General features: G+C 73.3%; 26 protein-coding genes. 8 read left to right on the top strand and 18 right to left on the bottom strand.

What is annotated here, in order from left to right:
• Window positions 1–36 precede the first annotated feature (36 nt).
• Window positions 37–1,065, bottom strand: coding sequence for a hypothetical protein (locus AB0M79_RS10465; RefSeq protein WP_364210627.1), 1,029 nt, complete (start codon window positions 1,063–1,065; stop codon window positions 37–39).
• A gap of 247 nt (window positions 1,066–1,312) precedes the next feature.
• Here AB0M79_RS10465 and AB0M79_RS10460 point away from each other — a divergent pair, with 247 nt between their 5' ends.
• Entirely contained in the window at window positions 1,313–1,606 is a 294-nt protein-coding gene (locus tag AB0M79_RS10460; protein WP_364210624.1) for a DUF2218 domain-containing protein, read from the top strand.
• A gap of 30 nt (window positions 1,607–1,636) precedes the next feature.
• Here the strand turns inward: AB0M79_RS10460 and AB0M79_RS10455 are convergent, their stop codons facing one another.
• From AB0M79_RS10455 to AB0M79_RS10440, 4 genes are read right to left on the bottom strand one after another with little or no spacing between them, the layout of a single operon-like run.
• A complete protein-coding gene (locus AB0M79_RS10455) occupies window positions 1,637–2,440 on the bottom strand; it encodes an inositol monophosphatase (protein ID WP_364210621.1) in 804 nt (267 codons plus the stop codon).
• On the bottom strand, window positions 2,437–2,892 hold the full coding sequence (locus tag AB0M79_RS10450; RefSeq protein WP_357536579.1) for a response regulator: 456 nt from the start codon (window positions 2,890–2,892) through the stop codon (window positions 2,437–2,439). The genes AB0M79_RS10455 and AB0M79_RS10450 overlap by 4 nt, the downstream gene beginning before the upstream one ends.
• Window positions 2,889–4,526 carry an ATP-binding protein gene (locus tag AB0M79_RS10445; RefSeq protein WP_364210618.1) on the bottom strand — a complete coding sequence of 546 codons (1,638 nt, stop codon included), beginning with the start codon at window positions 4,524–4,526 and terminating at the stop codon, window positions 2,889–2,891. Before AB0M79_RS10445 ends, AB0M79_RS10450 begins: the two co-directional genes overlap by 4 nt.
• Complete coding sequence (locus AB0M79_RS10440; protein WP_364210615.1) at window positions 4,523–5,737, bottom strand: SpoIIE family protein phosphatase; 1,215 nt, start codon at window positions 5,735–5,737, stop codon at window positions 4,523–4,525. Before AB0M79_RS10440 ends, AB0M79_RS10445 begins: the two co-directional genes overlap by 4 nt.
• A 193-nt stretch (window positions 5,738–5,930) precedes the next feature.
• Between AB0M79_RS10440 and AB0M79_RS10435 the strand changes: the two genes are divergently transcribed.
• Window positions 5,931–8,321, top strand: coding sequence for a M28 family peptidase (locus tag AB0M79_RS10435; protein ID WP_364210612.1), 2,391 nt, complete (start codon window positions 5,931–5,933; stop codon window positions 8,319–8,321).
• A 374-nt stretch (window positions 8,322–8,695) separates the two neighbouring features.
• Here the strand turns inward: AB0M79_RS10435 and AB0M79_RS10430 are convergent, their stop codons facing one another.
• From AB0M79_RS10430 to AB0M79_RS10420, 3 genes are all read right to left on the bottom strand, one after another.
• Window positions 8,696–8,962 (bottom strand): Smr/MutS family protein, encoded by a 267-nt coding sequence (locus AB0M79_RS10430; RefSeq protein ID WP_357513074.1) that lies wholly within the window; start codon window positions 8,960–8,962, stop codon window positions 8,696–8,698.
• Window positions 8,963–9,099: 137 nt separating this feature from the next.
• Entirely contained in the window at window positions 9,100–9,465 is a 366-nt protein-coding gene (locus tag AB0M79_RS10425; RefSeq protein WP_357536588.1) for a tetratricopeptide repeat protein, read from the bottom strand.
• 194 nt (window positions 9,466–9,659) lie between these two features.
• The gene (locus AB0M79_RS10420; protein ID WP_364210607.1) at window positions 9,660–10,436 is read right to left on the bottom strand and encodes an ROK family protein; all 777 of its coding nucleotides are present in this window, start codon (window positions 10,434–10,436) and stop codon (window positions 9,660–9,662) included.
• A 51-nt stretch (window positions 10,437–10,487) separates the two neighbouring features.
• Here AB0M79_RS10420 and AB0M79_RS10415 point away from each other — a divergent pair, with 51 nt between their 5' ends.
• Genes AB0M79_RS10415 through AB0M79_RS10405 form a run of 3 tightly spaced genes read left to right on the top strand, consistent with a single transcriptional unit; the run spans window position 10,488 to window position 12,955 of the window.
• A complete protein-coding gene (locus AB0M79_RS10415) occupies window positions 10,488–12,125 on the top strand; it encodes an ABC-F family ATP-binding cassette domain-containing protein (RefSeq protein WP_364210604.1) in 1,638 nt (545 codons plus the stop codon).
• Between the two features lie 37 nt (window positions 12,126–12,162).
• Window positions 12,163–12,471: a hypothetical protein gene (locus tag AB0M79_RS10410; RefSeq protein WP_357536594.1), complete on the top strand. Its 309-nt coding sequence runs from the start codon at window positions 12,163–12,165 to the stop codon at window positions 12,469–12,471.
• Window positions 12,472–12,484: 13 nt separating this feature from the next.
• A complete protein-coding gene (locus tag AB0M79_RS10405) occupies window positions 12,485–12,955 on the top strand; it encodes an OsmC family protein (protein WP_364210600.1) in 471 nt (156 codons plus the stop codon).
• Window positions 12,956–12,957: 2 nt separating this feature from the next.
• Here the strand turns inward: AB0M79_RS10405 and AB0M79_RS10400 are convergent, their stop codons facing one another.
• The 6 genes from AB0M79_RS10400 to AB0M79_RS10375 all read right to left on the bottom strand — a co-directional run bounded on the left by AB0M79_RS10400 (window position 12,958) and on the right by AB0M79_RS10375 (window position 16,904).
• Window positions 12,958–13,329, bottom strand: coding sequence for a hypothetical protein (locus tag AB0M79_RS10400; protein ID WP_357536598.1), 372 nt, complete (start codon window positions 13,327–13,329; stop codon window positions 12,958–12,960).
• A gap of 90 nt (window positions 13,330–13,419) precedes the next feature.
• The gene (locus tag AB0M79_RS10395) at window positions 13,420–13,638 is read right to left on the bottom strand and encodes a hypothetical protein (RefSeq protein WP_357536600.1); all 219 of its coding nucleotides are present in this window, start codon (window positions 13,636–13,638) and stop codon (window positions 13,420–13,422) included.
• 130 nt (window positions 13,639–13,768) lie between these two features.
• Window positions 13,769–14,827 carry an ABC transporter ATP-binding protein gene (locus AB0M79_RS10390; RefSeq protein WP_364210596.1) on the bottom strand — a complete coding sequence of 353 codons (1,059 nt, stop codon included), beginning with the start codon at window positions 14,825–14,827 and terminating at the stop codon, window positions 13,769–13,771.
• Window positions 14,824–15,594 carry an ABC transporter permease gene (locus AB0M79_RS10385; protein WP_364210990.1) on the bottom strand — a complete coding sequence of 257 codons (771 nt, stop codon included), beginning with the start codon at window positions 15,592–15,594 and terminating at the stop codon, window positions 14,824–14,826. The genes AB0M79_RS10390 and AB0M79_RS10385 overlap by 4 nt, the downstream gene beginning before the upstream one ends.
• Before the next feature lie 86 nt (window positions 15,595–15,680).
• Complete coding sequence (modA, locus tag AB0M79_RS10380; RefSeq protein ID WP_364210593.1) at window positions 15,681–16,475, bottom strand: molybdate ABC transporter substrate-binding protein; 795 nt, start codon at window positions 16,473–16,475, stop codon at window positions 15,681–15,683.
• A gap of 36 nt (window positions 16,476–16,511) precedes the next feature.
• Window positions 16,512–16,904 carry a TOBE domain-containing protein gene (locus AB0M79_RS10375; RefSeq protein WP_364210590.1) on the bottom strand — a complete coding sequence of 131 codons (393 nt, stop codon included), beginning with the start codon at window positions 16,902–16,904 and terminating at the stop codon, window positions 16,512–16,514.
• Window positions 16,905–16,980: 76 nt separating this feature from the next.
• Between AB0M79_RS10375 and AB0M79_RS10370 the strand changes: the two genes are divergently transcribed.
• Window positions 16,981–17,118 (top strand): hypothetical protein, encoded by a 138-nt coding sequence (locus AB0M79_RS10370; protein WP_364210587.1) that lies wholly within the window; start codon window positions 16,981–16,983, stop codon window positions 17,116–17,118.
• Window positions 17,119–17,136: 18 nt separating this feature from the next.
• Here the strand turns inward: AB0M79_RS10370 and AB0M79_RS10365 are convergent, their stop codons facing one another.
• From AB0M79_RS10365 to AB0M79_RS10355, 3 genes are all read right to left on the bottom strand, one after another.
• A complete protein-coding gene (locus AB0M79_RS10365) occupies window positions 17,137–17,934 on the bottom strand; it encodes a methyltransferase (RefSeq protein ID WP_357536606.1) in 798 nt (265 codons plus the stop codon).
• Window positions 17,935–18,067: 133 nt separating this feature from the next.
• Window positions 18,068–19,081, bottom strand: coding sequence for an ABC transporter substrate-binding protein (locus AB0M79_RS10360; RefSeq protein ID WP_364210583.1), 1,014 nt, complete (start codon window positions 19,079–19,081; stop codon window positions 18,068–18,070).
• Window positions 19,082–19,168: 87 nt separating this feature from the next.
• The gene (locus tag AB0M79_RS10355) at window positions 19,169–19,996 is read right to left on the bottom strand and encodes an SAM-dependent methyltransferase (RefSeq protein ID WP_364210580.1); all 828 of its coding nucleotides are present in this window, start codon (window positions 19,994–19,996) and stop codon (window positions 19,169–19,171) included.
• A 264-nt stretch (window positions 19,997–20,260) separates the two neighbouring features.
• Here AB0M79_RS10355 and AB0M79_RS10350 point away from each other — a divergent pair, with 264 nt between their 5' ends.
• Both AB0M79_RS10350 and AB0M79_RS10345 read left to right on the top strand, forming a co-directional pair.
• The gene (locus AB0M79_RS10350; protein WP_364210577.1) at window positions 20,261–21,154 is read left to right on the top strand and encodes a phosphotransferase; all 894 of its coding nucleotides are present in this window, start codon (window positions 20,261–20,263) and stop codon (window positions 21,152–21,154) included.
• A gap of 155 nt (window positions 21,155–21,309) precedes the next feature.
• Window positions 21,310–23,631, top strand: a complete 2,322-nt coding sequence (locus AB0M79_RS10345) for a lantibiotic dehydratase (RefSeq protein WP_364210574.1) — start codon at window positions 21,310–21,312, stop codon at window positions 23,629–23,631.
• 2 nt (window positions 23,632–23,633) lie between these two features.
• On the opposite strand, the gene AB0M79_RS10340 is transcribed toward AB0M79_RS10345, so the two are convergent.
• Window positions 23,634–25,079 (bottom strand): DHA2 family efflux MFS transporter permease subunit, encoded by a 1,446-nt coding sequence (locus AB0M79_RS10340; protein WP_364210571.1) that lies wholly within the window; start codon window positions 25,077–25,079, stop codon window positions 23,634–23,636.
• Between the last annotated feature and the right edge of the window lie 2 nt (window positions 25,080–25,081).

Raw genomic sequence — 25,081 nt, 5'->3', positions numbered from 1 at the left:
GCAGCCCGGCTGAGCGCTTCCGGTCAGACCGGAAGGTCAGATCATCGATAGATGGACGTGGTTGGTGTGGTCGCCGGCCGGACTGCCGCCGCCGTTGTAGTTGCTCCAGCCGGTGCCGGGCATCCAGATCTGGCGGTACCAGATCACGTAGAGCACGCCGAGCCGGCTGGCGTTCTTGATGTAGAACGCGGCGAGGTTGTTGCCGTAGGTGCGGTCGCCCCCGGTGGCGTGCACGTTCTGGAAGCCGCTGGTCGCGGCGGAGAAGTCACAGGCCCGCCCCTTGGGGTGCTCGCCGCTGCCGCCGCTGCGGTAGCAGGAGACGTAGCGCTTGAAGCCGGCCACCTTGGCCTCGTTCATCGCGTGCAGGGTGCGCGGGGTGATGCATCCGGAGGTGGTGGGGTCGTCGACCGTGCACGACTCCTTCGGCCAGGAGCCGTTGGAGTTGCGTGGCGCGGGCTTGGCCGCCGGCGAGTTCGCGTTGACGTAGCCGCCGCTGGCCCCGCCGCCGACCGCGGCCAGTGCGCGCTCGGCGTCCTTCTTCTTCTTGGCCATGATGGCGAGCTGCTTTTCCTGCTCCTTGACCTCGTTGTCCATCGCGGCCTTGGCCCGGTCGGCCTGCTCGCGGGCCTGGGTCAGGGCGACCAGCTGCCGGTTCTCGTGCCGCGCGATCGCCTCCAGGCCGGCGGCCCGTTGCAGGAACGCCTCGGGCGACGCGCTGTTGACCATGATCATGACCGCCGACAGCCGGCCCCGGCGGTAGGACTCGGCGGCGACCAGGGCCACCTCTTCGGTCAGCGCGGCGAGGTTGGCCTCGACCTTCTGGAGCTCCAGGGTCAGTTCGAGCTGGCGCTTCTGGGAGTTTTCCAGGGCCGCCTTGGCCTCGACGTGCCCCTTGGACGCCGCTTCGAGCGCGTCGCGCAGGTTCTTGCTGCCGCCCTCGTTGGGCGGCGAGCCGGGTGCGGCGAGGACGGCGCCGCCCGGGGAGCCGACGAGGACCGCCGTAGCGGTGAGGACTGCGGCGAACAGCGCCACCGCGCGGCGCCGGAGCAGGGCCGTCCTGGGCACGAAAGTGGATCCTTCCGTCGGCCGCCTGAGCCCCCCGGCCGGGTCGCACACCATGCGTGGCGCCCCTGTCACTTACGGCGGCGACCCCGCGCACCGGTACTTCTGGCGTCGGTCGGCGACGCCACCGGGCGGAGACCGCCGGCCAGCATACCGGACGACGCAAGGGCGACGTGCGATCCACAGTGGAAGATCCACGCATTCGAAAGTAGGCTAGCCTTGCCTAACTGACTGTGCGCGAGGAGAGCGGATGCTCAGCTCCGAAGCCCGGATCGTCACCGACCGGCCCGGCCGATACCTGACCCAGCTCTGCCGGCACTTCGCTCACAAAATCACCACGGAGTGGACCGACGAGCGCGGTTTCGCCGACTTCGGCTTCGGCACCTGCACCCTCCTCGCCGAGGACGGCACCCTGGTCCTGCGCGCCGAGGGCGCCGACGAGCCCGGCCTGTCCCGCGTCGAATACGTCGTCGGCGACCACCTCGAACGCTTCGCCGCCCACGACGGCCTCACCGCCCACTGGAGCCGCCCCGCACCGGCCTGACCACCCCACGACGGCCATCGGCCGCGGGGGTCACACGCCGGCCGTACGCAGCACCTCGCGCACCTCGTGCCAGATCTGCTCACTGGCGGCCGCCACCAGGCCACTCCCCTCACCGCTCGCCTCGTACGGGCTGCCGTCGAGGCGGCACGCCACCCCGCCCGCCTCCCGGACCAGGAACGAGCCCGCGACGTGGTCCCACGGCAGAGTCCGCCAGAAGACGGCGAAATGCTGCACCCCGGCGACCAAATCGGCGTACTCCCGGCCGGCGCAGTGCACCCCGGGCAGCACCTCACCGAGCACGCTCGCCCGCTCCCGGAACGCCTCGCGCACCCCGGGCGGGAAGAACCGGGTCATGATCGGCCCACGCAGACCACCCGGCGGGGGCGGGTCGGCGCTGATCCGCATCCGCACCCCGTCCACGTACGCGCCGGAGCCGGCCTCGGCGACGGTCAGGCTGTCGCCCACCGGGTCGTGGATCCAGCCGGCGACGGTCGTACCGTCCCGCACCAGCGCCACCATGATCGCGAACGGCGTACGGCCGGCGGCGTAGTTGGCGGTGCCGTCGATCGGGTCGACGACCCAGACCGGGTCGCTCCCCCGCAGCCGGGCGAGCAGCGCCGGATCGGCCGCCACCCCCTCCTCGCCGACGACCACCGAACCGGGCAGCAGGGCGGTCAGCCCGGCGCTGAGCACCTCCTCGGTGCGCTGGTCGGCGACGGTCACCACCTCGCCGGGCGCCTTCTCGGTGACGTCGGTGGCGGACAGCCGCCGGAACATCGGCAGCACGACCTCGGTGGCCGCCTCCCGGATCAGCGCCGAAACCTGCTCGATCATCCGTTGCGCGGGGGCAGCTTGACCACGCTGACGAAGAACTCGTCGATCTGGCGTACGACCGCGATGAACCGCTCGAAGTCGACCGGCTTGGTCACGTAGGCATTGGCGTGCAGCTGGTAGCTGCGCAGGATGTCCTCGTCGGCCTGCGACGTGGTCAGCACCACCACCGGAATCCGGCAGAGCTGTTCGTCCTTCTTGATCTCGGCCAGCACCTCGCGGCCGTCCCGGCGCGGCAGGTTGAGGTCGAGCAGGATCAGGTCGGGGACGACCGCGTCGGCGTACTTGCCCTCACGGCGCAGGTAGGCCAGCGCCTCGGCGCCATCGGAGACGACCTGGAGCCGGTTGCGCAGTTTGTGCTCCTCGAACGCCTCCTGGGTCATCAGGACATCGCCCGGGTCGTCCTCGACCAGGAGCACCTCGATCGGGCTCCTGCCATCGGCGGGTGCGGTCACGCCACAGCCTCCTTCACACCGTCCGGCCGGTCCGCCGGCTCGCCGTCCCCGGTGTCGGCCACGTCGGACCCGTCCGGCTCGTCGGGCGCCGGCTCGTCGGCGACCACGGGAAGAGTAAAGCGGATGGCGGTCCCCCCGGTGACCTCCGGGTCCACCCAGATCCGGCCACCGTGATACTCCACGATCTTCTTGCCGATCGCCAACCCGATGCCGGTGCCCGGATAGGCGTCCTTGGAGTGCAGGCGCTGGAAGATCACAAAGATCTTGTCGGCGAACTCCGGCTCGATCCCGATGCCGTTGTCCTGGCAGGTGATCTCCCACTCGTCGCCGACCCGACGGGCCGAGACGCGGACCCGCACCGGTTCGTCCGGCCGCCGGAACTTGATCGAGTTGCTGACCAGGTTGACCAGGAGGTTGGTCAGCAGCGGCTCCTCGCCGTGCACCACCGGCAGGTCCGACCAGGTCACCTCGCCGCCGGCGTACTGCCGGGCCGCCTCGGTCTGCCCGGCCACCTGGGTCATCACCTCGTCCAGGTCGACGTCGGTGAAGCCGGTGGTGAGCCGGCCGATCCGGGAGAACGCCAGCAGGTCGTTGATCAGGCGCTGCATCCGCTGCGCGCCGTCGACCGCGAACGCGATGTACTGGTCGGCCCGCTCGTCGAGCTGCCCGGCGTAGCGGCGCTGCAGCAACTGGCAGAAGCTGGCGACCTTGCGCAGCGGCTCCTGCAGGTCGTGCGAGGCCACGTACGCGAACTGCTCCAGGTCGCGGTTGGACCGCACCAGTTCCTCGGCCTGCTTCTGGAGCTGACTGTTGATCCACTCGATGCGGGTCCGGGCCTCACGCACCTCGGCCAGCTCGGCGGCGATCCGGCGGCGCATGCCGTCGACGTCCCCGGCCAGCGCGGCCAGCTCGGGCGGGCCGACACCCTGGATGTCGCGCTGGTAGTCGCCCTCCGCGACCAGGCGTACCTGGCCGGCCAGGTGGGTCACCGGGTCGATCACCAGCCGGTTGATCAACAGGATCAGCGCCGCGGCGGCGATCAGGACCACGGCGGCCGCGGTCACCAACAGGACGACCAGGGTGTTACCGGTCTGCCGGGCGTCGGCCGCGATCTGGTTACGCAGCGCCAGGATCTCCGCCTGGAGCTGCTGCACCTCCGAGCGCAGCACGTCGAAGCGCACCCGGGCCCGCTCGTCCAGCAGCGACTGGGCCGCCTCCGTGCCCCTGCTGTCGACCGCCTCGATCACCGGTACGGCGATCTCCAGCCGCCACTGCTCGGCCTGGTCGCGGATCTGCCCCACCCGCCGCCGGATTTCCGGCTCGTCGGTCAGCAGGCCGTCCATCTGGGTCAGCAGGTCACGCTCCTGCTCGACGCCGCGCTCGTACGGCACCAGGTCGACCGGGTCGCCGCTGACCGCGTAGCCCCGGATGCCGGTCTCCTGGTCGAGCAGCGTGCCGAGCAGCGCCTCACTACCGGTGCGCAGCGGGCCGCTCTTGTCGAGCAGGGTGTCGAGGTGCGTCCGGTTCTGCGCGGCCTGCACCACCCCGATCGCGGCCAGCGCGGCCAGCAGGACCCCGACCAGCACGCACATCGTGGTGACCCGCCGGCGCAGCGTCCACTTCCGGCCGTTCACCGCCCGCCGCCCCGGCTCACCAGCAGCATGGCGACGTCGTCGGCGAGCGGGCCGCCGTTGGCCAGCTCGGCCCGCCCGACCAGCCAGCCGGGCAGTTCGTCGAGCGGCACCCGCGCGGTGTCCGGATGGCCGACCAGTTCGGTCAGCCCCGGGACGTCGAGTCGCTCGCTGCCGCCACCCACCCGCCCCTCGATCAGGCCGTCGGTGTACATCAACAGGGACCAGTCATCGCTGTCGAACTCCAGTTCGAAGGCGCGTGGGGGCCGCGGCCGGACACCGAGCAGGAGTCCGCCGGGGGCGGGTACGGGCGCGACCCGGCCGCCGGAGAGCAGCAGCGGCGGCGGATGGCCGGCCAGCCGTACGGTGGCCCGGTTGCGGGAAAGGTCGAGGCGGACCGCGGCGACCGTCGCGAAGATCTCGCGGAGCCGGCGCTCGCTCATCAGGACCTGCTCCAGCGCGGGCAGCACGGCGTCGTCGGGCACCCCGGCGAGCACCAGTGCCCGCCAGGCCACCCGCAGTTCGACGCCGAGCGCGGCCTCGTCGACCCCGTGCCCGCACACGTCACCGACGATGAGGTCGACCCGGTCGGGCGAGGTCTGCACCACGTCGTAGAAGTCGCCGCCGATCAGCGCCGCGTGCCGGCCCGGCCGGTAGAAGGTGTGGACCTCGACCTCGCGGGTCGTCATCAGCGGCTGGGGCAGCAGGCCGCGTTCGAGGCGGGCCGACTCGGCCTGACGCAGCTCGGCCTCGCGCAGCCGGCGGGCGTTCTCGTCGGCCCGCTTGCGCTCGACCGCGTAGCGCAGCGCCCGGGTCAGCAGCACCCCGTCGACCTGGCCCTTGACCAGGTAGTCCTGGGCGCCTTCGGCGACCGCCCCGACGCCGAGGTGCTCGTCCTGGCGGCCGGTGAGCACGCAGACCGCCGCGCCGGAACTCATCGCGAGCACCTGGCGCAGCCCGTCGAGTCCCTGCGAGTCGGGCAGTCCGAGGTCGAGCAGTACGCAGTCGACCGCGCCGATCTGCTGGCGGGCCTGGGTGATGCTGGTGGCGACGACCAGGTCCATCGCCGCGTCGGCCTCGGCCAGCAGTTCGCCGACCAGGAACGCGTCGCCCTCGTCGTCCTCGACGAGCAGCACGCGCAGCCGCTCGACCTGCGGAACCGGTAGTCCCGCACCGAGCCGGGCCCGCGGCGGGACGACGGAGGAACCGGTCACCACGGCACCCCTTCGGATCGCATCTGCGCCACTCTTCCCGGACGGTCACTGATCGTCGGTCGCGGCGACCCGGAAGGGGTCGCGTGCGCCCACGCTATGCGACCGCCGGGCCGGGCGGCCACCCGGTCCGGTCCCGCTGGCCCCGGCGCCCGCTCTGACGGATGATGACAGCCCGCCGTTCGCAGGAGGCAACGTGGCCGCACCGCTGCTCCCCCCGGCCGACCGGGCGCTCGCCCGCCCGTCACGGCGGGTCACCGCCGCGGCCGCCGCCCTGGCCGCGCTCGTGGTGGTCGGCGCCGTCGGCCTGCTGGAGATCCGCCCGCCGCGGCCGCGTCCCGCCGACGCGCCGGCCGCGCAGTTCAGTGCCGACCGGGCGGAGGAGCACCTGCGGGTGGTGGCGGCCGAACCGCACCCGGCCGGCAGTGCGGCGAACGACCGGGTACGCGAGCACCTCGTCGGCACGCTGCGCGGGCTGGGCCTCGCGACCGAGGTGCAGGACACCGTGGCGCCCGAGGCCGGCCAGCTCAGCGGTGCCGCCGGCGGCGCGACCCTGGCCCGGGTCCGCAACGTGGTCGCCGTGCTGCCCGGCACCGCCCCGACCGGCCGGGTCTTCGTCGTCGCGCACTACGACTCGGTGCAGCTCGCGCCCGGTGGCAACGACGACGGGGCCGGCACGTCGACGATCCTGGAGGTCGCCCGCGCGATGACGGACGGGGCACGCCCCCGCAACGACGTGGTCTTCGTGCTCACCGACGCCGAGGAGGCGTGCCTGTGCGGGGCCTCGGCGTTCGCGTCGAGCCACCCGCTGGCCCAGGGCGGCGGGGTGGTGCTCAACCTGGAGGCCCGGGGCAGCACCGGTCCGGTCATCATGTTCGAGACGTCGCGTGACAACGCCGCGCTGGTCGGCGCGTACGGGCGGGCCGCGCCGCACCCGGTCGGCACCTCGTTCGCCGTCGAGGTCTACCGGCTGCTGCCCAACGACACCGACTTCACCGCGTTCCTCGCCGAGGACTTCGTCGGGCTCAACTCCGCCTATCTCGACGGCGGCGCCAACTACCACACCCCGCAGGACACGGTCGAATCGGTCGATCTGGCCAGCATCCAGCACCACGGCGACAACACCCTGGCCCTGGTACGCGAGTTCGGGTCGGTCGACATCGCCGGCCTGACCGCCGGCGGGGACGCGACGTACTTCCCCGTACCGGGCGGCCTGGTCCGCTACCCGGGCTGGTTGACCTGGCCACTGGTGCTGCTGGCCGGCGCCGCGGTCGGCGTGCTGGCCTGGCTGGCCCGCCGGCGCGGGCGTACGACGTGGTCGCGGTTGGGCTTCGGCTTCGAACTCTGGGTGGTGCCGATCGTGGTCGCCCCGGTCGCCGCCCAACTGCTGTGGGCGGGGCTCACCGCGATCCGGCCGGGATACGCCGAACTGCTCGACCCGTACCGTCCACAGTGGTATCGGCTGGCCGTCCTCGCCCTGACCGCCACGATCGTCCTCGCCTGGTACGCGCTGATCCGCCGGCGGACCGGACCGGCCGCGCTGGCGATCAGCGGCCTCGGCTGGCTGGTGGCGCTCGGCGCGGTCCTCGCCGCGCTCGCGCCGGGCGGCTCGTATCTGGCGACGCTGCCTGCGCTGGCGACGGCGATCGGCGGAATCATCGCGCTGCTGGTCCGCCCGGGCAGCGTCTGGGCGGTGGTCGCGGTCACCGCCGGCGCGGCGGTGGGCGTACTCGTCCTGCTGCCGACCGTGGTGCTGCTCTTCCCGGCACTCGGCATGGCGATGGGCGGCGCCGCCGCCGTCTTCACCGTGCTGCTCGGCATCGCGGTGCTGCCGGTCGTCGACCTGCTGCATCCGGAGGCCGGCGGGCAGCGCGGAATGGCGGCCCTGGAGGCCCGGCGGGCGGCCGCCGTTCCGGCGCTCGCCGCCGGCCTGGCCACGCTGGTGTTCGCCGGGGTCGGGCTGGCCGTCGACCGGTTCGACGCCGACCATCCCACCCAGACCCACCTCATGTACGCCCTCGACGCCGACACCGGCACCGCCCGGTGGCTCAGCCGGGAGACCGACCCGCAGCCGTGGACCGCCGGATACGTCGACGGGCCGGCCTCGATCGCCGACGAGTTCCCGGCCCTGGCCGCCCACGAGCTGCTGGCCGGCCCGGCGCAGGCGGCCAACCTGCCGGCACCGGCCGTGCAGACGGTCAGCGACACCACCACGGCCGGGGTCCGCACGCTGCGGGTCAGGCTGGTGCCGCAACGTCAGGTACGGCTCGCCGCGCTGCACGTCGACCAGACCACCGCGACGGTGCGGTCCGCGACGGTGGCCGGGGTGCCGGTGCCGGTCGAACCCACCGACGACGACCGGTGGAGCTTCGGCATCGTCTTCCACGCCCCGCCGCCGGAGGGAGTGGAGATCGAACTGACCCTGGCGGCGACCGGACAACCGGTGGCGCTGCGGGCGGCGGACGCCAGCGACGGCCTGTCCGGGCTGCCGGGCTTCCGGCCCCGGCCGGCCGATGTCGGGATCGTCGGCTCGCACAGTTCGGAGATGCTGATGGTGGCCCGGACCTACCGCCTGCCTCCGGCCTAGGACGGGGCTGACACGGCGCGGTCATAGCGGACAGGATCTGACCGGAACAGCTCCTACGTTGGTGCCGGAGGCCGCCGTGGCGGTCGCGGACCGACGAGGAGGACCGGAATGGAGCAGGTGGGCGACGACAAGGTACGGAGCCGCCGTCGTCACCCCGCTCGGCACCAACGCGTGGGGTGACCAGGGATGCCGCCTGAAGGACCCGTTCGGCAACCTCTGGTGGGTCCAGACCCACGTCGAGGACGTCCCCGAGTCGGAGGATGTACACCCGGATCGCGAGCCCGGAACACGAGGAGTTGATGCGCGTGTCGACCGGGACCCTCGACGGGTTCATGCGCTCCGTGCGCGGGGCCGGCGTGGCCTGATCCGGCGGATCAGCGGCCGGACGACTTCCAGCGGAAGTGGACGAAGAGGCGGCCGAAGTTGTCGGAGTCCTTCTCCACCCGGTGGTAGAGCTGCTTGATCTCCTTCTGGTCGAGGAAGCGCAGCACCCGCTTCTTCAACTGGCCCGACCCCTTACCGGGAATGATCTCCACCAGGGTGGCCTTCTTGGCCACCGCCTCGTTGATGATCCCGCGCAGCGCCCGGTCGATGTCCTGGTTCCGGTTGAAGATGTCGTGCAGGTCGAGCTTGAGCTTCATCGCGCGGCCCCCGGCTGCTCAGAATCCATGACGGCTGCCGTCGGCATGATCGGTCCGCTCGCGTGCTTGCTCATGACAGCAGATGGTAGGCCGGCCGCCGGGAGCGGGAAACCTGCTCACGGCGGCCGGCCGGCGGTTCAGCGGTTGACCCGGTTCTCGACCCGGCGCAGCGCGGCCGAGTATTCGGCGTTCTCCTCGGCGCGCATCGCCACGGCGAGGCGCAGGTGTCCGAGTGCCTCGGCCGGCCGGCCGAGACGTTCGAGGGTACGACCGAGCACGTGGTGCGCGTAGTGGTCGCTGGGGTCGCTGACCAGCATCGCCCGCAACTGCTCCTCGGCCCGGTTGAGCTGGGCCGCACCGAAGTACGCGCGCGCCAGCAACTGCCGTACCGCGGTGTTGCCGGGCTCGGCGGCGACGATCGGCTCGAGCAGTTTTGCCGCGTACGCCGGGTCGCCGGCCTCGAAGAACAGCTCCGCCCGCCGGTACTCCTGCAGAAGATCCATGTTTCCGCCTCCCGGTTCGGTCGTACCCGTGCGGGTGGCACAACAACGGGACGGGCGTTCCTCTTCCCCACCTGCAGGCCGGCGGCGACGCCGCCACTTCCCCACCTGCAGGCCGGCGGCGACGCCGCCACTTCCCCACCTGCAGGCCGGCGGCGACGCCGCCATCTGCGGGCCGGCGGTGACGCCGGGCCGGGTCAGGGCCGGTCGCTGCGGACCGGCCGGTGCGGGCGGACCGACCAGGCGCGGACCCCGCCGAGGATGCCGGCGGTGTTGGGGACCACCACCACGTCGTCACCCATCCGGGCCAACTGCTCCGGGCGGATCAGCCGGGAGTTGCCGCCGCCGAGGTAGAGCCGGTCCCACAGGAACACCGGGCGCAGGCCCTCGACGACGCCGCGTACCCGGCGGGACCAGAACGTGTCGCCGAGCCGGCGGCGTTCGTGCTCGCCGACGTACGTGTCGTAGCTCTGCCCCCAGCGGACCGGCGCCTGCGACAGCTCCAGGTGTGGGGCCAGCACGCCACCGTCGAACAGTGCGCTGCCCAGGCCGGTGCCGAGGGTGAGCACGAGTTCCAGGCCGGTGCCGGCGACGACGCCGGCGCCGTGTACCTCGGCGTCGTTGAGCACGAGTACGGGCACCCCGAACGCCTCGGTCAGCCCGGTCTGGGCGTCGAACCCGAACCACTGGGCGACCAGATCCTGGTCGACCTTGGTGCGCGGACCGGCCCGGGTGATGTAGTGCGGGGTGGCCACCACCACGCCGTGCCGCAGCATGCCGGGCATGCCGACGGTCACCCGGTCGGCGGCCGGCAGCTCCGCGGCCAGGTCGAGCAGGGTCTTCACGAACAGCGACGGGGGCAACGGGTAGGGGGTCGGCACCCGCAGCGGGCGGGCCCGCATCGTGCCCTGCTCGTCGAGCACCGATCCCTTGATGCCCCCGCCGCCGCAGTCGATCGCCAAGGTCGTCACCACAGGCACAGTCTGCACGGCGGGTACGGGTGCGCGGGATAGCATCTCCCCCTGATGGCTGCCACCCTGATCGCACGCGGGCTCGCCGCCGGCCACGGCGACAAGATCCTCTTTTCCGACCTCGATCTCGTCGTCGCGCCCGGCGACGTGGTCGGGCTGGTCGGGGTCAACGGGGCCGGCAAGTCGACCCTGCTGCGCATCCTCGCCGGCCGGCAGCCGGCCGAACAGGGTTCGGTGCAGCTCAACCCTCCGTCGGCCACGGTCGGCCACCTGCCGCAGGAGCCGGAGCGGCGGGCCGACGAAACGGTCCGCGAGTTCCTGTCCCGGCGCACCGGGGTCGCCGACGCGCAGCGGGACATGGACGGGGCCGCCGAGGCGCTGGCGGCCGGCACGGCCGGTGCCGACGACCGGTACGCCGCCGCACTGGAGCGGTGGCTCGACCTGGGCGGCGCCGACCTGGCCGAACGGGCCGAGACGGTCGCCGACGAACTCGGCCTCGCCGTCGACCTCGACCAGCCGATGACCACGCTCTCCGGTGGGCAGGCGGCCCGGGCGTCGATGGCGTCGCTGCTGCTCAGCCGCTACGACGTGTTCCTGCTCGACGAGCCGACCAACGACCTCGACCTCGACGGGCTGCGCCGGCTGGAGGAGTTCGTCACCGGGCTGCGGGCCGGCACCGTACTGGTCAGCCACGACCGCGAGTTCCTGACCCGTACGGTGACCCGGATCGTCGAACTCGACCTGGCCCAGCAGCAGGTCCGGCACTACGGCGGCGGGTACGCCGCCTACCTGGAGGAGCGCGAGGTGGCCCGCCGGCACGCCCGCGAGGAGTACGAGGAGTACGCCGACACCCGCGCGACGCTGGAGGCCCGGGCCCGCACCCAGCGGTCGTGGATGGAAAAAGGCGTGAAGAACGCCCGCCGCAAGGCGACCGACAACGACAAGATCGGTCGCAAGTTCCGGTCCGAGGCGACCGAGAAGCAGGCGGCGAAGGCCCGGCAGACCGAGCGGCTGATCGAGCGCCTGGAGGTGGTCGAGGAGCCGCGCAAGGAGTGGGAGCTGCGGATGGAGATCGCCGTGGCGCCGCGCGCCGGCGCGGTCGTCGCGGCGCTGCGCGGTGCGGTCGTACGCCGTGGCGGGTTCACCCTCGGGCCGGTCGACCTCCAGATCGACTGGGCCGACCGGGTGGCGATCACCGGCGCCAACGGGTCCGGCAAGTCGACACTGCTCGGGGCGCTGCTCGGCCGGCTGCCACTGGACTCCGGCAGCTCGGCGCTCGGGCCCGGGGTGGTCGTCGGCGAGGTCGACCAGGCGCGGGGACTGTTCCTCGGCGACGAATCCCTGCTGGACGCGTTCGGTGCGGCCGTACCCGGGATGGTGCCGGCGGACGTACGGACGCTGCTGGCCAAGTTCGGGCTGCGGGCGGCACACGTGCTGCGCCGGGCGGCGACGCTGTCGCCGGGTGAGCGGACTCGGGCCGCGTTGGCCCTGTTGCAGGCGCGCGGGGTCAACCTGCTGGTCCTCGACGAGCCGACCAACCACCTCGACCTGCCCGCGATCGAGCAGCTCGAGTCGGCGCTGGCGAACTATCCGGGCACGCTGCTGCTGGTGACCCACGACCGGCGGATGCTCGACGCCGTACGGACCACCCGGCGCATCGAGGTCGAGTCGGGCCGGGTCGTCGCCCGCTAGCCCTTGTGCGGCGCCGGTTCCGGGCGACAATCAACGGGTGATCACATGGGAGTACGCACTTCTCGTGCGACGGCGGGTACCCCGGATGCACGACACCGGGTGGGAGCTGACCTACACCTGGTACGGGCCGGACGGCCAGGTGCTGGACGTCACCCCGTACGGCGACACGGCTCTGGCGCATCTCAACCGGGCCGGGTCGCAGGGCTGGGAGCTGGCGTCTGTGACTGAGGACACATCCATGCAGGGCTCCAGCGAGTTGCACCGCTACCACATGAAACGGTCCAGGACGACGGGGCCGCCGCGGCAGCGTATCCGCAGCTCAACGCGGGCGGTTCGGCGCAACTGACGGGAGCGGCACCATGGCCAGGACCCACACCTACGAGCTGTCGGTGAACTGGACCGGGGACCGGGGCACCGGCACCAGCGCGTTCCTGGCCTACGACCGGACCCACGAGATCGACGCGCCGGGTCGGCCTACGCTGCCCGGCTCGTCGGACCCGGCGTTCCGGGGCCAGGCCGACCGGTGGAACCCGGAGCAGTTGCTCGTCGCGTCGCTGTCCCAGTGCCACATGCTGTGGTACCTGCACCTGTGTGCCGACGCGGGCGTGGTCGTCACCGGCTACACCGACCAGCCGGTCGGCACGATGGTCGAAGAGACCGGGGCCGGCGGGCAGTTCACCGGGGTCGAGCTGCGGCCGCGCGTCACCGTCACCGAGGCCGGGATGGTGGAACGGGCGACCGAACTGCACACGGCGGCGCACAAGCTGTGCTTCATCGCCCGGTCGGTCAACTTCCCGGTGACCCACCGCCCGGTGGTCGAGACCGCCTGAGGTCAGCGCCTCTTGCCACCCTTCGAGGTGGTCTTGCGGGTCTTCGGGTTGTTGTTGGTGCCGCTGTTGGAGTTGTCGGCCGAGGTCGGTGACGCGGTCGGGGTCGGCGTCGGGCTGGGCTCCTTGGCCGGGGTCCAGCCGGCGGGCGGTGTGTTGCGGCCGGCCGACACCCATGACCAGGCGACGAACCTGCCGTTCACCATGCGGCCGCAGTCCGGCACCTCCGACTTGCGGCGGTCCTCGGCGTCGCAGTCCTCGACCTCGACGCCCGATCCGCCGGGCGGCGTCTGCGGTGCCGGGTCGCCACCGCAGCCGGTGACGAACACGAGGGTGGCCGCGAGTGCCACGGTCGAGGCGAGTGTGGACAGTCGCATGCGGACCTCTTTCGGATCTGGGTGGCGGCGTCGGCCATCGACCACAGTGACCTATCGATGCAACACCCGGACCGGGTTCGTGTCGGCAGGTCAGCCCCGGTTGCGCGGGTGCTGCCTGGCGGTCCGCTCGTTGCCACGCCGGTAGTTGCCGGTCCAGCGGGCCATCACCTGCTGTGGGTCGTCGTCGACCTCGGCCAGGAACTCGGCCGCCCGGCCGCCGCGCAGGGTGGTGGCGCTTCGCCCGTGGTGCGTGATGACGACCGACCCGTCGGCCCGTGTGATGTAGTCGAATCCCTCCGCCCGTCCCATGCCTCGCGATCCTGCCAGCACCACCGTGTCGGGCCCATCGATTTTCCGCATGCACAAGATCCGCGTGATCAGGGAGTTTGCCGGGCGGCGCGCCGCCGACACGCGGGAAATACTCCCTGATCACGGGGATCTAGGCGGGGTAGGTGGTGGTCTCGGTTGCCTTCAAGGCCGCCCAGACGCGGGCGCCTGGGGTCAGGTTCAGGTGGGCGGCGGCCGCGGGGGTGACGTCGGCGGCCAGGGGGATCGGGCCGGCGAGTTCGATCCGCAGGTTGTCGCCGCTCGGAGCCACCGCCACGATCGTGGCCGGCCAGGTGTTGCGCGGGCTGCCGTCGGGCTGGCGCGGATACAGCGCGACGGCCGACGGGCGGAACGCCACGAACACCTCGCCGTGCTGCGGCTCGGCGGTGGCCAGCCGGAAGCCGCCGGCCAACTCCACCGTGGTGCCGTCGGCCCGGCCCCGATAGAGGTTGAGGCCGACCAGCCGGGCCACGTAGTCGGTCCGCGGTCGGGTCGTGACGGTGGCCGCGTCGCCGGACTGCACCACCCGGCCCTGCTCGACGATGACGAGCCGGTCGGCGAGGACCATCGCGTCGAGCGGGTCATGGGTGATCAGCACCGTCGCGCCCGGGTGCTCGGCGAGATGCCGGTGCAGGTGGACCCGGGTGTCGAGCCGGGTACGCGCGTCGAGGGCGGCGAGCGGTTCGTCGAGCAGGAGCAGGTCGGGTCGTACGGCCAGGGCGCGGGCGAGGGCGACCCGCTGGGCCTGCCCGCCGGAGAGCTGCCGGGGCCGGCGCCGCGCGTGCTCGGCCAATCCGACCCGGTCGAGCCAGCCGGCGGCGTCGGCGCGGGCCCGCTGGCGGGACACGCCGCGACAGCGCGGGCCGAACGCGACGTTGTCGAGGGCGGTCAGGTGTGGAAAGAGCAGGTAGTCCTGGAAGACGACGCCGATCGAACGCTTCTCGGCGGCGACGAACCGCCCGGTGTCGGGATCGTCGAGCCGCCGGCCACCGATCGTGACGTGCCCGCCGTGCAGCGGCAGCAGGCCGGCGAGGGCGCGCAGGGCGGTCGTCTTCCCGGCGCCGTTCGGGCCGAGCAGCGCCACCACCTCCCCCGGCGCGGCGGTCAGCGGCAGGTCGAGGGTGAAGCCGGGCCGTTCGACGACCAGGTGCGCGTCCAGCAGTTCGGTCATGGGGTGGTGATCCAGCGGTCGCGGAGGCTGGCGAGGATGGCGACCGAGACGACGAGCAGGACGAGGCTGAGCACGATGGCCGCCTCCAGGTCCTGTTCGAGGGCGAGATAGACGGCCAGTGGCATGGTCTGGGTGCGACCCGGGAAGTTGCCGGCGAAGGTGATGGTCGCGCCGAACTCGCCGAGGGCGCGGGCCCAGCACAGGACCGCCCCGGCGGCGATGCCCGGGGCGACCAGCGGCAGGGTGACCCGCCGGAAGGCGGTCCATCGGCCGGCGCCGAGGGTCGCGGCGGCCTCCTCGTAGCGGGCGTCGGCGCCGCGCAGCGCGCCCTCGACGGCGATGACGAGGAACGGCATGGCCACGAACGCCTCGGCCAGCACGACGCCGGTGGTGGTGAACGGCAGCGTGATCCCGAACGTCTCGTCGAGCCAGCCGCCGATCAGGCCGCGCCGGCCGAACACCAGCAGCAGCGCCACCCCGCCGACGACCGGCGGCAGGACCAGCGGGACGGTGACCAGGGCCCGTACGAGCCGCCGGCCGGGAAAGGTGGTGCGGGCCAGCAGCCAGGCCAGCGGTACGCCGAGCAGCAGGCAGAGCAGGGTCGCGGCGGTCGCGGTGACCAGCGAGAGCCGCAGCGCCTCCAGCACGCCGGGCGCGGTGAGCCGCTGCGGGAGGCTGCTCCACGGTGTCCTGATCAGCAGCCCGGCCAGCGGCAGCACGAGGAAGCCGAGGCCGAGCAGGGCGGGCACGGCGAGCACGACCGGCACCCGCGCGGAACCGCGCCGGGGCCGGCCGCGCCTGAGGTGGGCGACCGGCCCGGCTCCGGCGGTCTTGGTGCTGGTCGGCGGCACGGTCAGGGCGCCTGGAACCCGGCTTCGACCAGGACGGCGCGGGCCTTGTCGCCGAGCACGTACGCGACGAACGCCGCCGCCCCGGCGCTGTTGGGGGCCTGCTTCAGCGCGACGATCGGATAGTCGTTGACCGCGCCGGCGGACTCGGGGAACTCGATGCCGTCGACGTCGGCGGCCGCGGCCCGGGCGTCGGTGCGGTAGACCAGCGCCGCGTCGACCTCGCCGAGCCTGACCTTCGACAGTGCCTGCTTGACGTCCTGTTCGAGGGTGACCGGGGTCAGCGCGCTGCCGGCGGCGTCCAGCGCCGTCTTCGCCGCCGCTCCGCACGGCACCTGCTCGGCGCAGAGCGCGACCTTGGTGTCGGGCTTGGTCAGGTCGGCCAGGCCGGTGATGCCCTTCGGGTCGCCCTTGGCCACCGCGATGACGAGCTGGTTGCTTACGAAGACCTGCGGCTCGGCGGCGTTGTCGCCGGCGTCGGTGACGGTCTTCATGGTGGCCGGGCTGGCGGCGGCGAAGACGTCGGCGGGCGCGCCGGCGGTGATCTGCTGGGCGAGCTGGGAGCTGCCGGCGAAGCTGAAGGTGACCGTGACGCCCGGGTTGGCCGCCTCGAAGTCCGCGCCGATCCGGGTGAACGACTCGGTCAGCGAGGCGGCGGCGAGCACGGTGACGCTGCCGGTCACCGCGCCCGGCGAGCCGTCCGCGCCCGGCCGTGGGTCGTCGTCACCGCCGCCGCAGCCGGCCGTGGCCAGCAGCAGGGCTCCGACCGCCACACTCAGCGTCCATCTCCGACCGCGCATCCGCGCTCCCCTTCCCCGTTTCGACCGGGCCACCGGTCAGCGGGCCCGTTCCACCACGACGGTGGTCGACTTGATCACCGCGACGGCGGTCGAGCCGACCTCCAGGCCGAGGTCGTCGACGGCTTCCCGGCTCATCAGCGACACCACCCGGAACGGTCCGGCCTGAATGTCGACCTGGGCCATCACCGAGTCGCGGGTGACCGCGGTGACGATCCCGCGCAGCCGGTTGCGGGCCGACGAACGGCCGGCATCCTCGTCGGGGTCGTCGGCCAGCGACTTGGCGAACCGGGCCAGGTCGACGCCGGAGATCGTGCGGTGGCCGTGGTCGTCGCGTTCGGCGGCGAGCCGGCCCCCGTCGATCCAGCGGCGGACGGTGTCGACGCTGACACCGAGGAGTTCGGCCGCCTCGCCGATCCGATAGGTGGTCACCCCGCCACCCTATGGCCGCATCTGCGAGTTGAAAAGCTCTGATACCCCGGCAGATGCCGGGCCAATAGTCGCGGGAGTGTCGCTGATGCGGCACGCCGCCGGCCGGCGGGGCTGGGGAACCCACCGGCCGGCGGGGCCGGTGCCGGACGCTGTCCGCGAGGGCACGACGTACGTCGTCCGGCACACCCCGTCGCCGGCCCGGGCCGGGCCGTGACCCGGACCGGCGACGGGGTCAGTCCCGGCGGCCGATCGTGGAATAGAGCAGGTGGCCGCGTACGACGAGGCCGGAGGCCGGGTCGGTGGCGAGGCGGCCGATCTCGTCGAGGTCGGTGTCGGTGAGGGCGCCGGTGGTGAGGCGGTCGCGGTGTTGGGCGATGTTGACGCTGACCAGGGCGAGGCCCGGGCTGCCGGCGTACCAGACGGGTGTGTGGATCGCGGTGTCCAGGTCGCGCAGGCCGGCGGCGCGCATGGCGGGGTGGATGCGGACGGCCCAGGTGAGGTCGGTGCCGGCGGCGGCGAGGATGTCGCGGGCGACGGCGTGCTGGTAGACGGCGAACAGGGTGCGGGCGCCGGTGGTGGGGGCGTCGATGACGGCGGTGTCGGGCTGGATGGCCCAGTCTTCGACGCAGAGGACGCCGCCGGGGGTGAGGGCGTCGGCGAGGCGGGCGAGGATCCGTTCGCGCTGTGGCAGGTGCATGAGGACGAGGCGGGCGTGGATGAGGTCGTACGGCGGTTTCGGGACGGGGTCGGTGGCGATGTCGTGGGCGAGGGCGGTCAGGCGTGGGTGGCGGGGAATGAAGGCGGGACGGATGTCGGTGGCGAAGACGTGTCCGCCCGGTCCGACCTCCTCGGCGAGCCAGGCGGGTACGGCGCTGCCGCCGGCGCCGATTTCGAGGCAGCGCCGGCCGCGCAGGTCGAGGTGGGCGAGCCGGCCGATGGTGACGTCGTCGAGGAGAGCGGCGAGGCTGGCGAGCTGGTTCGGTGCGGCGGGGTGGTCGTTGTCGTAGGCGTAGTGGTCGTGCCTGGTCAAGGGTGGGTGCTCCAGGATAGGGCCGGTGGCCGGCGATGCGTGGGTACGAGGGTGGCCGGGGGCACGCCCCCGATCGCGCTGGGCGTGACGTGCCCCCGGCCGCGGGGTGGTGCGGCTCCCCGCCGGACGGGACTCAGGCGGGGGCGGGTGCCAGGTCGAAGGCGGCGACCCGGTCCGGGGCGAGTCCGGCGGGGATCGTGCCGGCGCCCTGAAGGACGGCGATGGCGCGGGCGATCCGTTCCGGGTCGAGTACGCCGGCGCGGGCGCTCGACAGCACGTACGGCTGCATCAGGGCGACCTCCTGTGCGGCGGCGGCCGGGTCGGCGGACGGTACGTGCTTGTGCAGGATCTGGCCGGCCTCGTCGGGGTGGTCGATGGAGTAGACGAGTCCTTCGAGGATCGCCTCGCTGAACCGGCGTACCAGGTCGGGGTCGTCCTTGATCAGGGTCATGGGTGCGATGAGGGCGTTGCCGTACAGGTCGGCGATGACGTCCGAATACGGCAGCAGGTGCACGGGTCGGCCCTGGGCGGCCTTCTCCACCGTGCCCCGGGCCACGGTGAACTGGCCGATACCGTCGACCCGGCCGGCGGCCAGCAGCCCCGGCGTCTGCTGCGCCGGGGCGTTGACCCACTGCACACTTGCCGGGTCGATGCCGGCGAGCCTGGCGTACGCCGGCCACAGCAGCATCGGCGCCCCACCGGGCACCCCGCCGACCCGCTTGCCGACCAGGTCGGCCGGGGTGGTGATGCCGGACGACTCCAGGACCGTGATCGAGTTCAGCGTGCGTTGCTGGATCGCCGCGACCGCGCGGACGTCGCCCTGGTAGTCACCCTGCCCCAGCGTGATCATGACGCCGGACAGGTCGTTGGCGGAGAACTGTGCCTGCCCGGCCGCGAGGAGTTTGAGGTTGTCGGCCGATCCCTGCCCGGGTTTGATCTCCACCTCGATGTTCCGGTCGCGGAAGAAGCCCTTCTCCAGGGCCACCCAGGCGTACGCCTCCCGGCCGAAGCTCGCGAACGCGGTCAGGTAGACCACCCGGTCCACCCCGTCCGGCTGCCGGGCCGGCGCGGCGGTGCAGGCGGCGGTGACCGCGAGCAGCCCGGCCAGGATCGCCGTACCGGCGCGGCGGGCGGGTCTGTTGCGCATCTCTGTTCACTCCAAACAGGACAGGGTTGGCGAGGCATGGACACGCCGGCGCCCCGCCCGGATCGGCCGGGCGAGGCACCGGCGAGGTCATCGGGTGTACGGCAGCCGGCCGACGCCGGCCCAGATCGGCACCCGGGGGTGGGCGCCGGGCGCTTCGAGGTCGCCGGGCTCGGGCCACCAGGCGTCGACCGGTACGACCCCGGGTTCGAGGAGCCGCCAGCCGGCGAAAAGGTCGGCGACCTGGGCCCGGCTACGGAACGTCAACGGCGTACCGGTGCGGGTGTTGTACTGCGCCACCACGCCGACCGTGGCCGCCGACATCTCGTCCGGCGTGGTCAGGTGGGAGACGACGAGGTGACTGCCGGGTGCGGCGACCGACCGGAACCCGGCGAGAATCCGGGCCGGGTCGTCGGCGACGAAGTGGAGGACCGCGACGGCGAGAACACCGACCGGCTGGTCGGGGTCGATCAGGTCCTGGGTCGCCGGGTCGGCCAGGATCGCGTTCACGTCGCGGATGTCGGCCTGCACCATCGCCGCGCGGTCGTCACCGGCCAGCAGGGACTGGCCGTGGGCGACGGCGACCGGGTCGATGTCGACGTAGACGACCCGGCCGTCGGGGTCAGCGGCGTGCACGATCTCGTGGACGTTGCCGACGGTCGGCAGCCCGGAACCGAGGTCGACGAACTGCCGTACGCCCTCGTCGAGCAGGAAGTCGACGGCGCGGCGCAGGAACGCCCGGTTGGCCTGGGCCCAGCGGCCGGCGTGCGGTTCGGCGGTGAGCATCTGCCGGGCGAGCGCCCGGTCGGCCGCGAAGTTCGCCGAGCCGCCCAGCAGCGCGTCGTAGACGCGGGCCGCGCTCGGCCGGTCGATGTCCACACCGGACGGATGCCGGCCGTCGGCGACGTCGCCGCTCATCCGGACACCGGCCCGTGCAGTGCCGACCAGCAACCCATGGTGGTGTGCCTCCCCGGTGGTGGGTTCCGGGCGGCGCTTCCGCCCGGCGATGTCCCCACTCAAGCCGCCGTCGCCGATGTCGTGGAGCCCCGTACGCGGGGAATGACAGCGCGGGCCGGGTCACGACATTCTTATGACAAATGGCGACATTGGCGCCGGTGCACACATCGGCCGGGCACCGCATGGGCCCGCCGGGCCGGCGGCGCGGATCGGTAGGGTCGTCGGATGCTGAACCGGGATCTGGAGAACATCGCGCGGACGGCCCTGGCGGCACACCTGCCCGGAACGCACCTCGGCAGGCTGGAGCCGCTGGGCGAGGGCGAGGACAACGTCGCGTACGAGGTCGACGGCGAACTGATCCTGCGCGTCCGCAAGGAGGCCGACCCGGCACCCGCGACCGAACGGGAGGCCCGCCTGCTCGCCACCGTCGCCGACCTGTCGCCGCTGCCGGTGCCGACGCCGCTGTTCGCCGCGCCGGAGCTGGGCTGCCTGGCGTACCGGAAGGTGCCGGGGGTGCCGCTGCTGGACCTGCCCGACCGCCTGGCGTACGCCGCACCGGTGGCCGCCGCGATCGGCCGGCTGCTCGGGGCGCTGCACGCCGTACCGGTCGAGCGGATGGCCGAGGTGGCCGAACCGGACCACCAGCCGCTGCCCGACTGGCTCGCCGAGGCCGTGGAGAACCACGCCGCCCTGGCCGGCCGGCTGCCGGCGGAGCACGGTGCGGCGATCGGGGCGTTCCTCGCCGCGCCGCCGCCGGACGGCGGGTACGTCCCGGTGTTCTCGCACAACGACCTCGGCGTCGAACACGTCCTCGTCGACCCGGCCATCCGGACGGTGACCGGCGTCGTCGACTGGAGCGACGCCGCGATCGTCGACCCGGCGTACGACTTCGGCCTGCTGTTGCGCGACCTCGGCCCGGCCGCGCTCGAGACGGCCCTGGACGCCGCCGGCCGCACCGGCCCGGACCGCGACGGGCTGCGTGACCGGGCCCTCTTCTACGCCCGGTGCGGTGTGTTCGAGGACCTCGTCTACGGCTTCGAGGCACCGGACCGGTCGGCGTACGTCGACAAGAGCCTCGCCGCGCTGCACTGGCTGTTCCCGGCACCCGGCGGCGACTGAGGCGGTCGGCCCCGGACCGGATGCCCGTCCGCACAGGGTTGTGTGCACGAAACGTGCGCCGGTGGCGCCGAGTCGGCGAGGGAGCGCCGGTGCCGCCGTCGATACAGTGGACGGTGCCGGATGGGTCGCGTACGCCGAGTTCGCGGAGGATGGGTGTGGACCGTCAGTCGGGCGACCTCGTCGAACTGGGTGGCGGTTGGAGCCTGTGGCCGTGGTTCTGCCTACGGGCCGCCGGCTTTCCCGTCGACCTGCTCGAACCGCTGGCCGACCCGCGACTGGCCGCGCTCGCCGACGACCTCGGCACCGCGCCGGAAGCCGAGCGCGAGGCGGCCTACCGGACGCGGTTCGACAGCGCCGGGGTGGCCCTCGGCAGGGCGCTGCACCGGGCCGCGAGCGATCCGCTGGTGCGCGAGGCGGTCGCCTGGCAGAACCCGCAGGCGCTGACCACCGGCTTCGACACGCTGCTGCGCCGCGACCCGGGCACGGTTTCGCGCACCGGCCGGCACCGCAAGACCGAGACGCTGGTGACCAGCTACCTGCACCGCTACTGCGCCAAGAACGACACGATCGGCTTCTTCGGCCCGCTGCGCTGGGGCCGGATCGACCCCGACCAGCCGCTGCCGGTCGGGCCCACGGACGACGACACTCCCGGCTCGCGCACCCTCTACCTCGAAGGCTGGGCGCTCGCCGCGCTGGGCCGGGCGCTGGCCCCGCCGCTGCGGCCGTGGCTGGTCCCGCGGCTGCTGCCGCTGCTGCGCGCCGACGGGTCGTCGCTGCGGATACCGCTGGCCGCCGACGTACCGCTCGATCCGGTGTCGGCGGCGGTGCTGGCCGCGCTGCGACCCGGCCGGACCGCCCGCGAGGTGGTGGCGGCCGTGGTGGCCGCCCCGGATGCCCCGACCGGTGACCCGGACCGGGTGTGGGCGGCGCTGACCGGCCTGCACCGGGCCCGGCGGATCGAATGGACCCTGGAGGCGCCGGCCGACGACCTGCGGGCCGCCGAGACGATGCGGGCCGTCGTGGCCGGGGTCGACGACCCGGCCGTACGCGAGCCGGCGTTGCGCGCCTTCGACCGGCTGGCCGCCGCGGCCGGCGGGGTGGAGGCGGCCCGCGGCGCCCCGGACAAGGTGGTCGCCGCGCTGGGCACGCTCGGCACCGTCTTCACCGAACTCACCGGCGAGGCGTCGGTACGGGAGGCCGGCGCGCTCTACGCCGGTCGCACCCTGGTCTTCGAGGAGTGCCGCCGGCCCGACTCGGTCGTGCTCGGCCGGGCCGCGCTCGATCCGCTGCGTGGGCCGCTGGCGCTGCTGCTCGACAGTGCCCGCTGGTACACGGCGGCCGGGGCGGCCCTCTACCGGCGCACCCTGCGGACGGTCTTCGACCGGCTGGCGGACGGCCGGGCGGACGGGGTGGTGCCGCTCGCCGAGTTGTGGCTCACCGCCCGTGGCCCGCTGCTCGACGCCCCGGACGCCCTGGTCCGCCCGTTGACCAGGGCGCTGCACCAGCGGTGGGAGCGGCTGCTCGCCGTGCCCGAGGGGGTACGGCGGGTGGCGCGTACGTCGGCCGATCTGCGCGCCGGCTTCGCCGAGGTCTTCCCGGCCGGCCCGCCGGGCTGGGCCGCCGCCGTCCAGCACAGTCCCGACCTGATGATCGCCGCACCGGACCTCGACGCCGTACGCGCCGGCGACTTCGACTGGGTCCTCGGCGAGTTGCACCCGAGCTACCACACGATGCGCTACGCGAGCTGGGTCGACTGCCATCCGGAGCCGGAGGCGCTGGCCGCGGCGATGGCGGCCGACCTGCCCGGCGGCGTGGTCCGGATCGGTGCGACCGGGGCGCAGGGCGGCACCGCGACCAGGTTCTCGCGGCGGCTGCTCGGCCCGGCCGACCGGCGGCTGGTCTTCGCGCCGGACACCTGTGACGCCGACCCGGAACGCGACCTGGTGGTCGGCGCCTGCGACGTCGTCGACGTCGGGGGCCGGCTGACCGTCCGCCGGCACGCCGACGACCCCGGCTTCGACCTGGTCGAGGTGTTCGCCGACCTGATCGCCGGCAACCTGATGCCGCACTTCCGGCTGCTGTCGCCGGCGCTGCACCGGCCCCGGGTCACCATCGACCGGCTGGTGGTCAACCGGGAGACGTGGACGTTCCCGGCGGCCGCGCTCGGGTTCGCCGGGGACGCCGACGAGGCGCGGCGGTTCCTGGCCGCCCGCCGCTTCGCGGTCGGGCACGGGCTGCCCCGGCACGTGTTCGTCCGCGCCACCGGTGAGAAGAAGCCGGTGCACGTCGACCTCACCAGCCTGGCTTCGGTCGAGGTGCTGGCGCGGATGGTGCGCCGGGCCGACCGTACGGCCGGGTCCGAGGCCCGGGTGACGGTGACCGAGATGCTGCCGGCGCCGGACCAGATGTGGCTCGCCGACGCCGACGGCCGCCGCTACAGCGCCGAACTGCGGTTCGTCGCGGCGCCGTCCCGCTAGCGCTACCGGTCGACGGGGTCGGCGGTGGCGGCCACCGGCCGGTCCGGGTCGCTCTCCGGCGGCGGCTTCGGACCGTCGGTCGCCGTACGCAGGTTGGGGCGGGCCGCCAGGCAGGCCAGTGCGCCGAGGGCGGCGACCACGACGAGCAGCAGCATCGCCGTACGGGCCGTTTCGGCGGTGACCGAGACACCGGTGCCCTGGAGCACGGCGCCGACCGCGGCCGAGCCGATCATCGAGCCGATCTGGAGCGCGGTGACCAGTACGCCGGACGCCGCGCCGGCCAGTTTCGGCTGCACGCCACCGAGCGCGACGACGGCCAGCGGCGTGAACAGGAAGGCGTTACCGATCCCGATGACGCTCATCGGCGCGACGAAGGACTGCCAGTCGGCGCCCTCGTACATCGCGGTCATCGCCCACAGCATGCCGCCGGCGGTCAGCACCGCGCCGACCAGCAGCAGGTGCTTGCCCTCGACGCGTTCGGAGAGCTTGCCCGCGACCGGGTCGAACAGAGTCGAGAACAGCGAGGCCGGCACGATCACCAGGCCGGCGGCGAGCGGGTCCATGCCCAGCACCGACTGGAGGAAGAGCGACAGCACCAGGACCAGGCCGATGACGGTGCCCGAGGTGGTCAGCGAGAAGGCGTTCATCAGCGTGTAGTTGCGGTCGCGGAAGAGGCCGAACGGGACCAGCGGTTCGCTGTCCTGCCGGCCGCGCTGCTGCACGACGAAGGCGGCGAAGAGGACCCCGGAGCCGGCGAGCAGCGCCCAGATCCAGCCGTTCCAGGCGTATCGCTCGCCCTGGCTGATCGCGAACGTGAGGCAGAAAAGGGCGGCCGAGGCGATGAGTACGCCGAGCAGGTCGAGGCGGTGTCGGCGCTCCGGGCGGGTCTCCGGGATGACCAGCCAGGCGAGCACCAGCATGGCGACGCCGAGCGGGGCGTTGACCAGGAAGACCCACCGCCAGTCGAGTGCGCTGACCAGCACCCCGCCGACGACCGGGCCGGTGACGGCGGCGACGCCGCCGACCGCGCCCCGGATGCCCAGCGCCATGCCGCGCCGGTCGGCCGGGAAGAACTCGACCAGCAGCGCGAGGGTCTGCGGGGTGAGCAGGGCGGCGCCGAGCCCCTGCGCGGCCCGGGAGGCGATGAGCTGCCCCGGGGTCTCGGCCAGCCCGGCGGTGAGGCTGAAGAGGGTGAAGAGGGCGACGCCGATCACGAACAGCCGGCGCCGGCCGTAGAGGTCGCCGAGCCGCCCGGCGGTGATCAGCACGACCGCCAGCACGAAGATGTACGCACTGATCGACCAGACGACCTGGTCGGTGGTGGCGTCGAGGTCGGCCATCACGCTGGGGATGGCGACGGCCAGGACCGCCACGTCCAGTTGGGTCAGGAAGTAGGCCAGCGCCAGCACGGCCAGGATCGCCCACGGGTTGCCCCGCATCTTCGTCATGT

The sequence above is a fragment of the Polymorphospora sp. NPDC051019 genome (genome assembly GCF_040683055.1).
GTDB lineage: Bacteria > Actinomycetota > Actinomycetes > Mycobacteriales > Micromonosporaceae > Polymorphospora > Polymorphospora lycopeni.
This window is presented reverse-complemented; position numbering and strand designations above follow the sequence as displayed.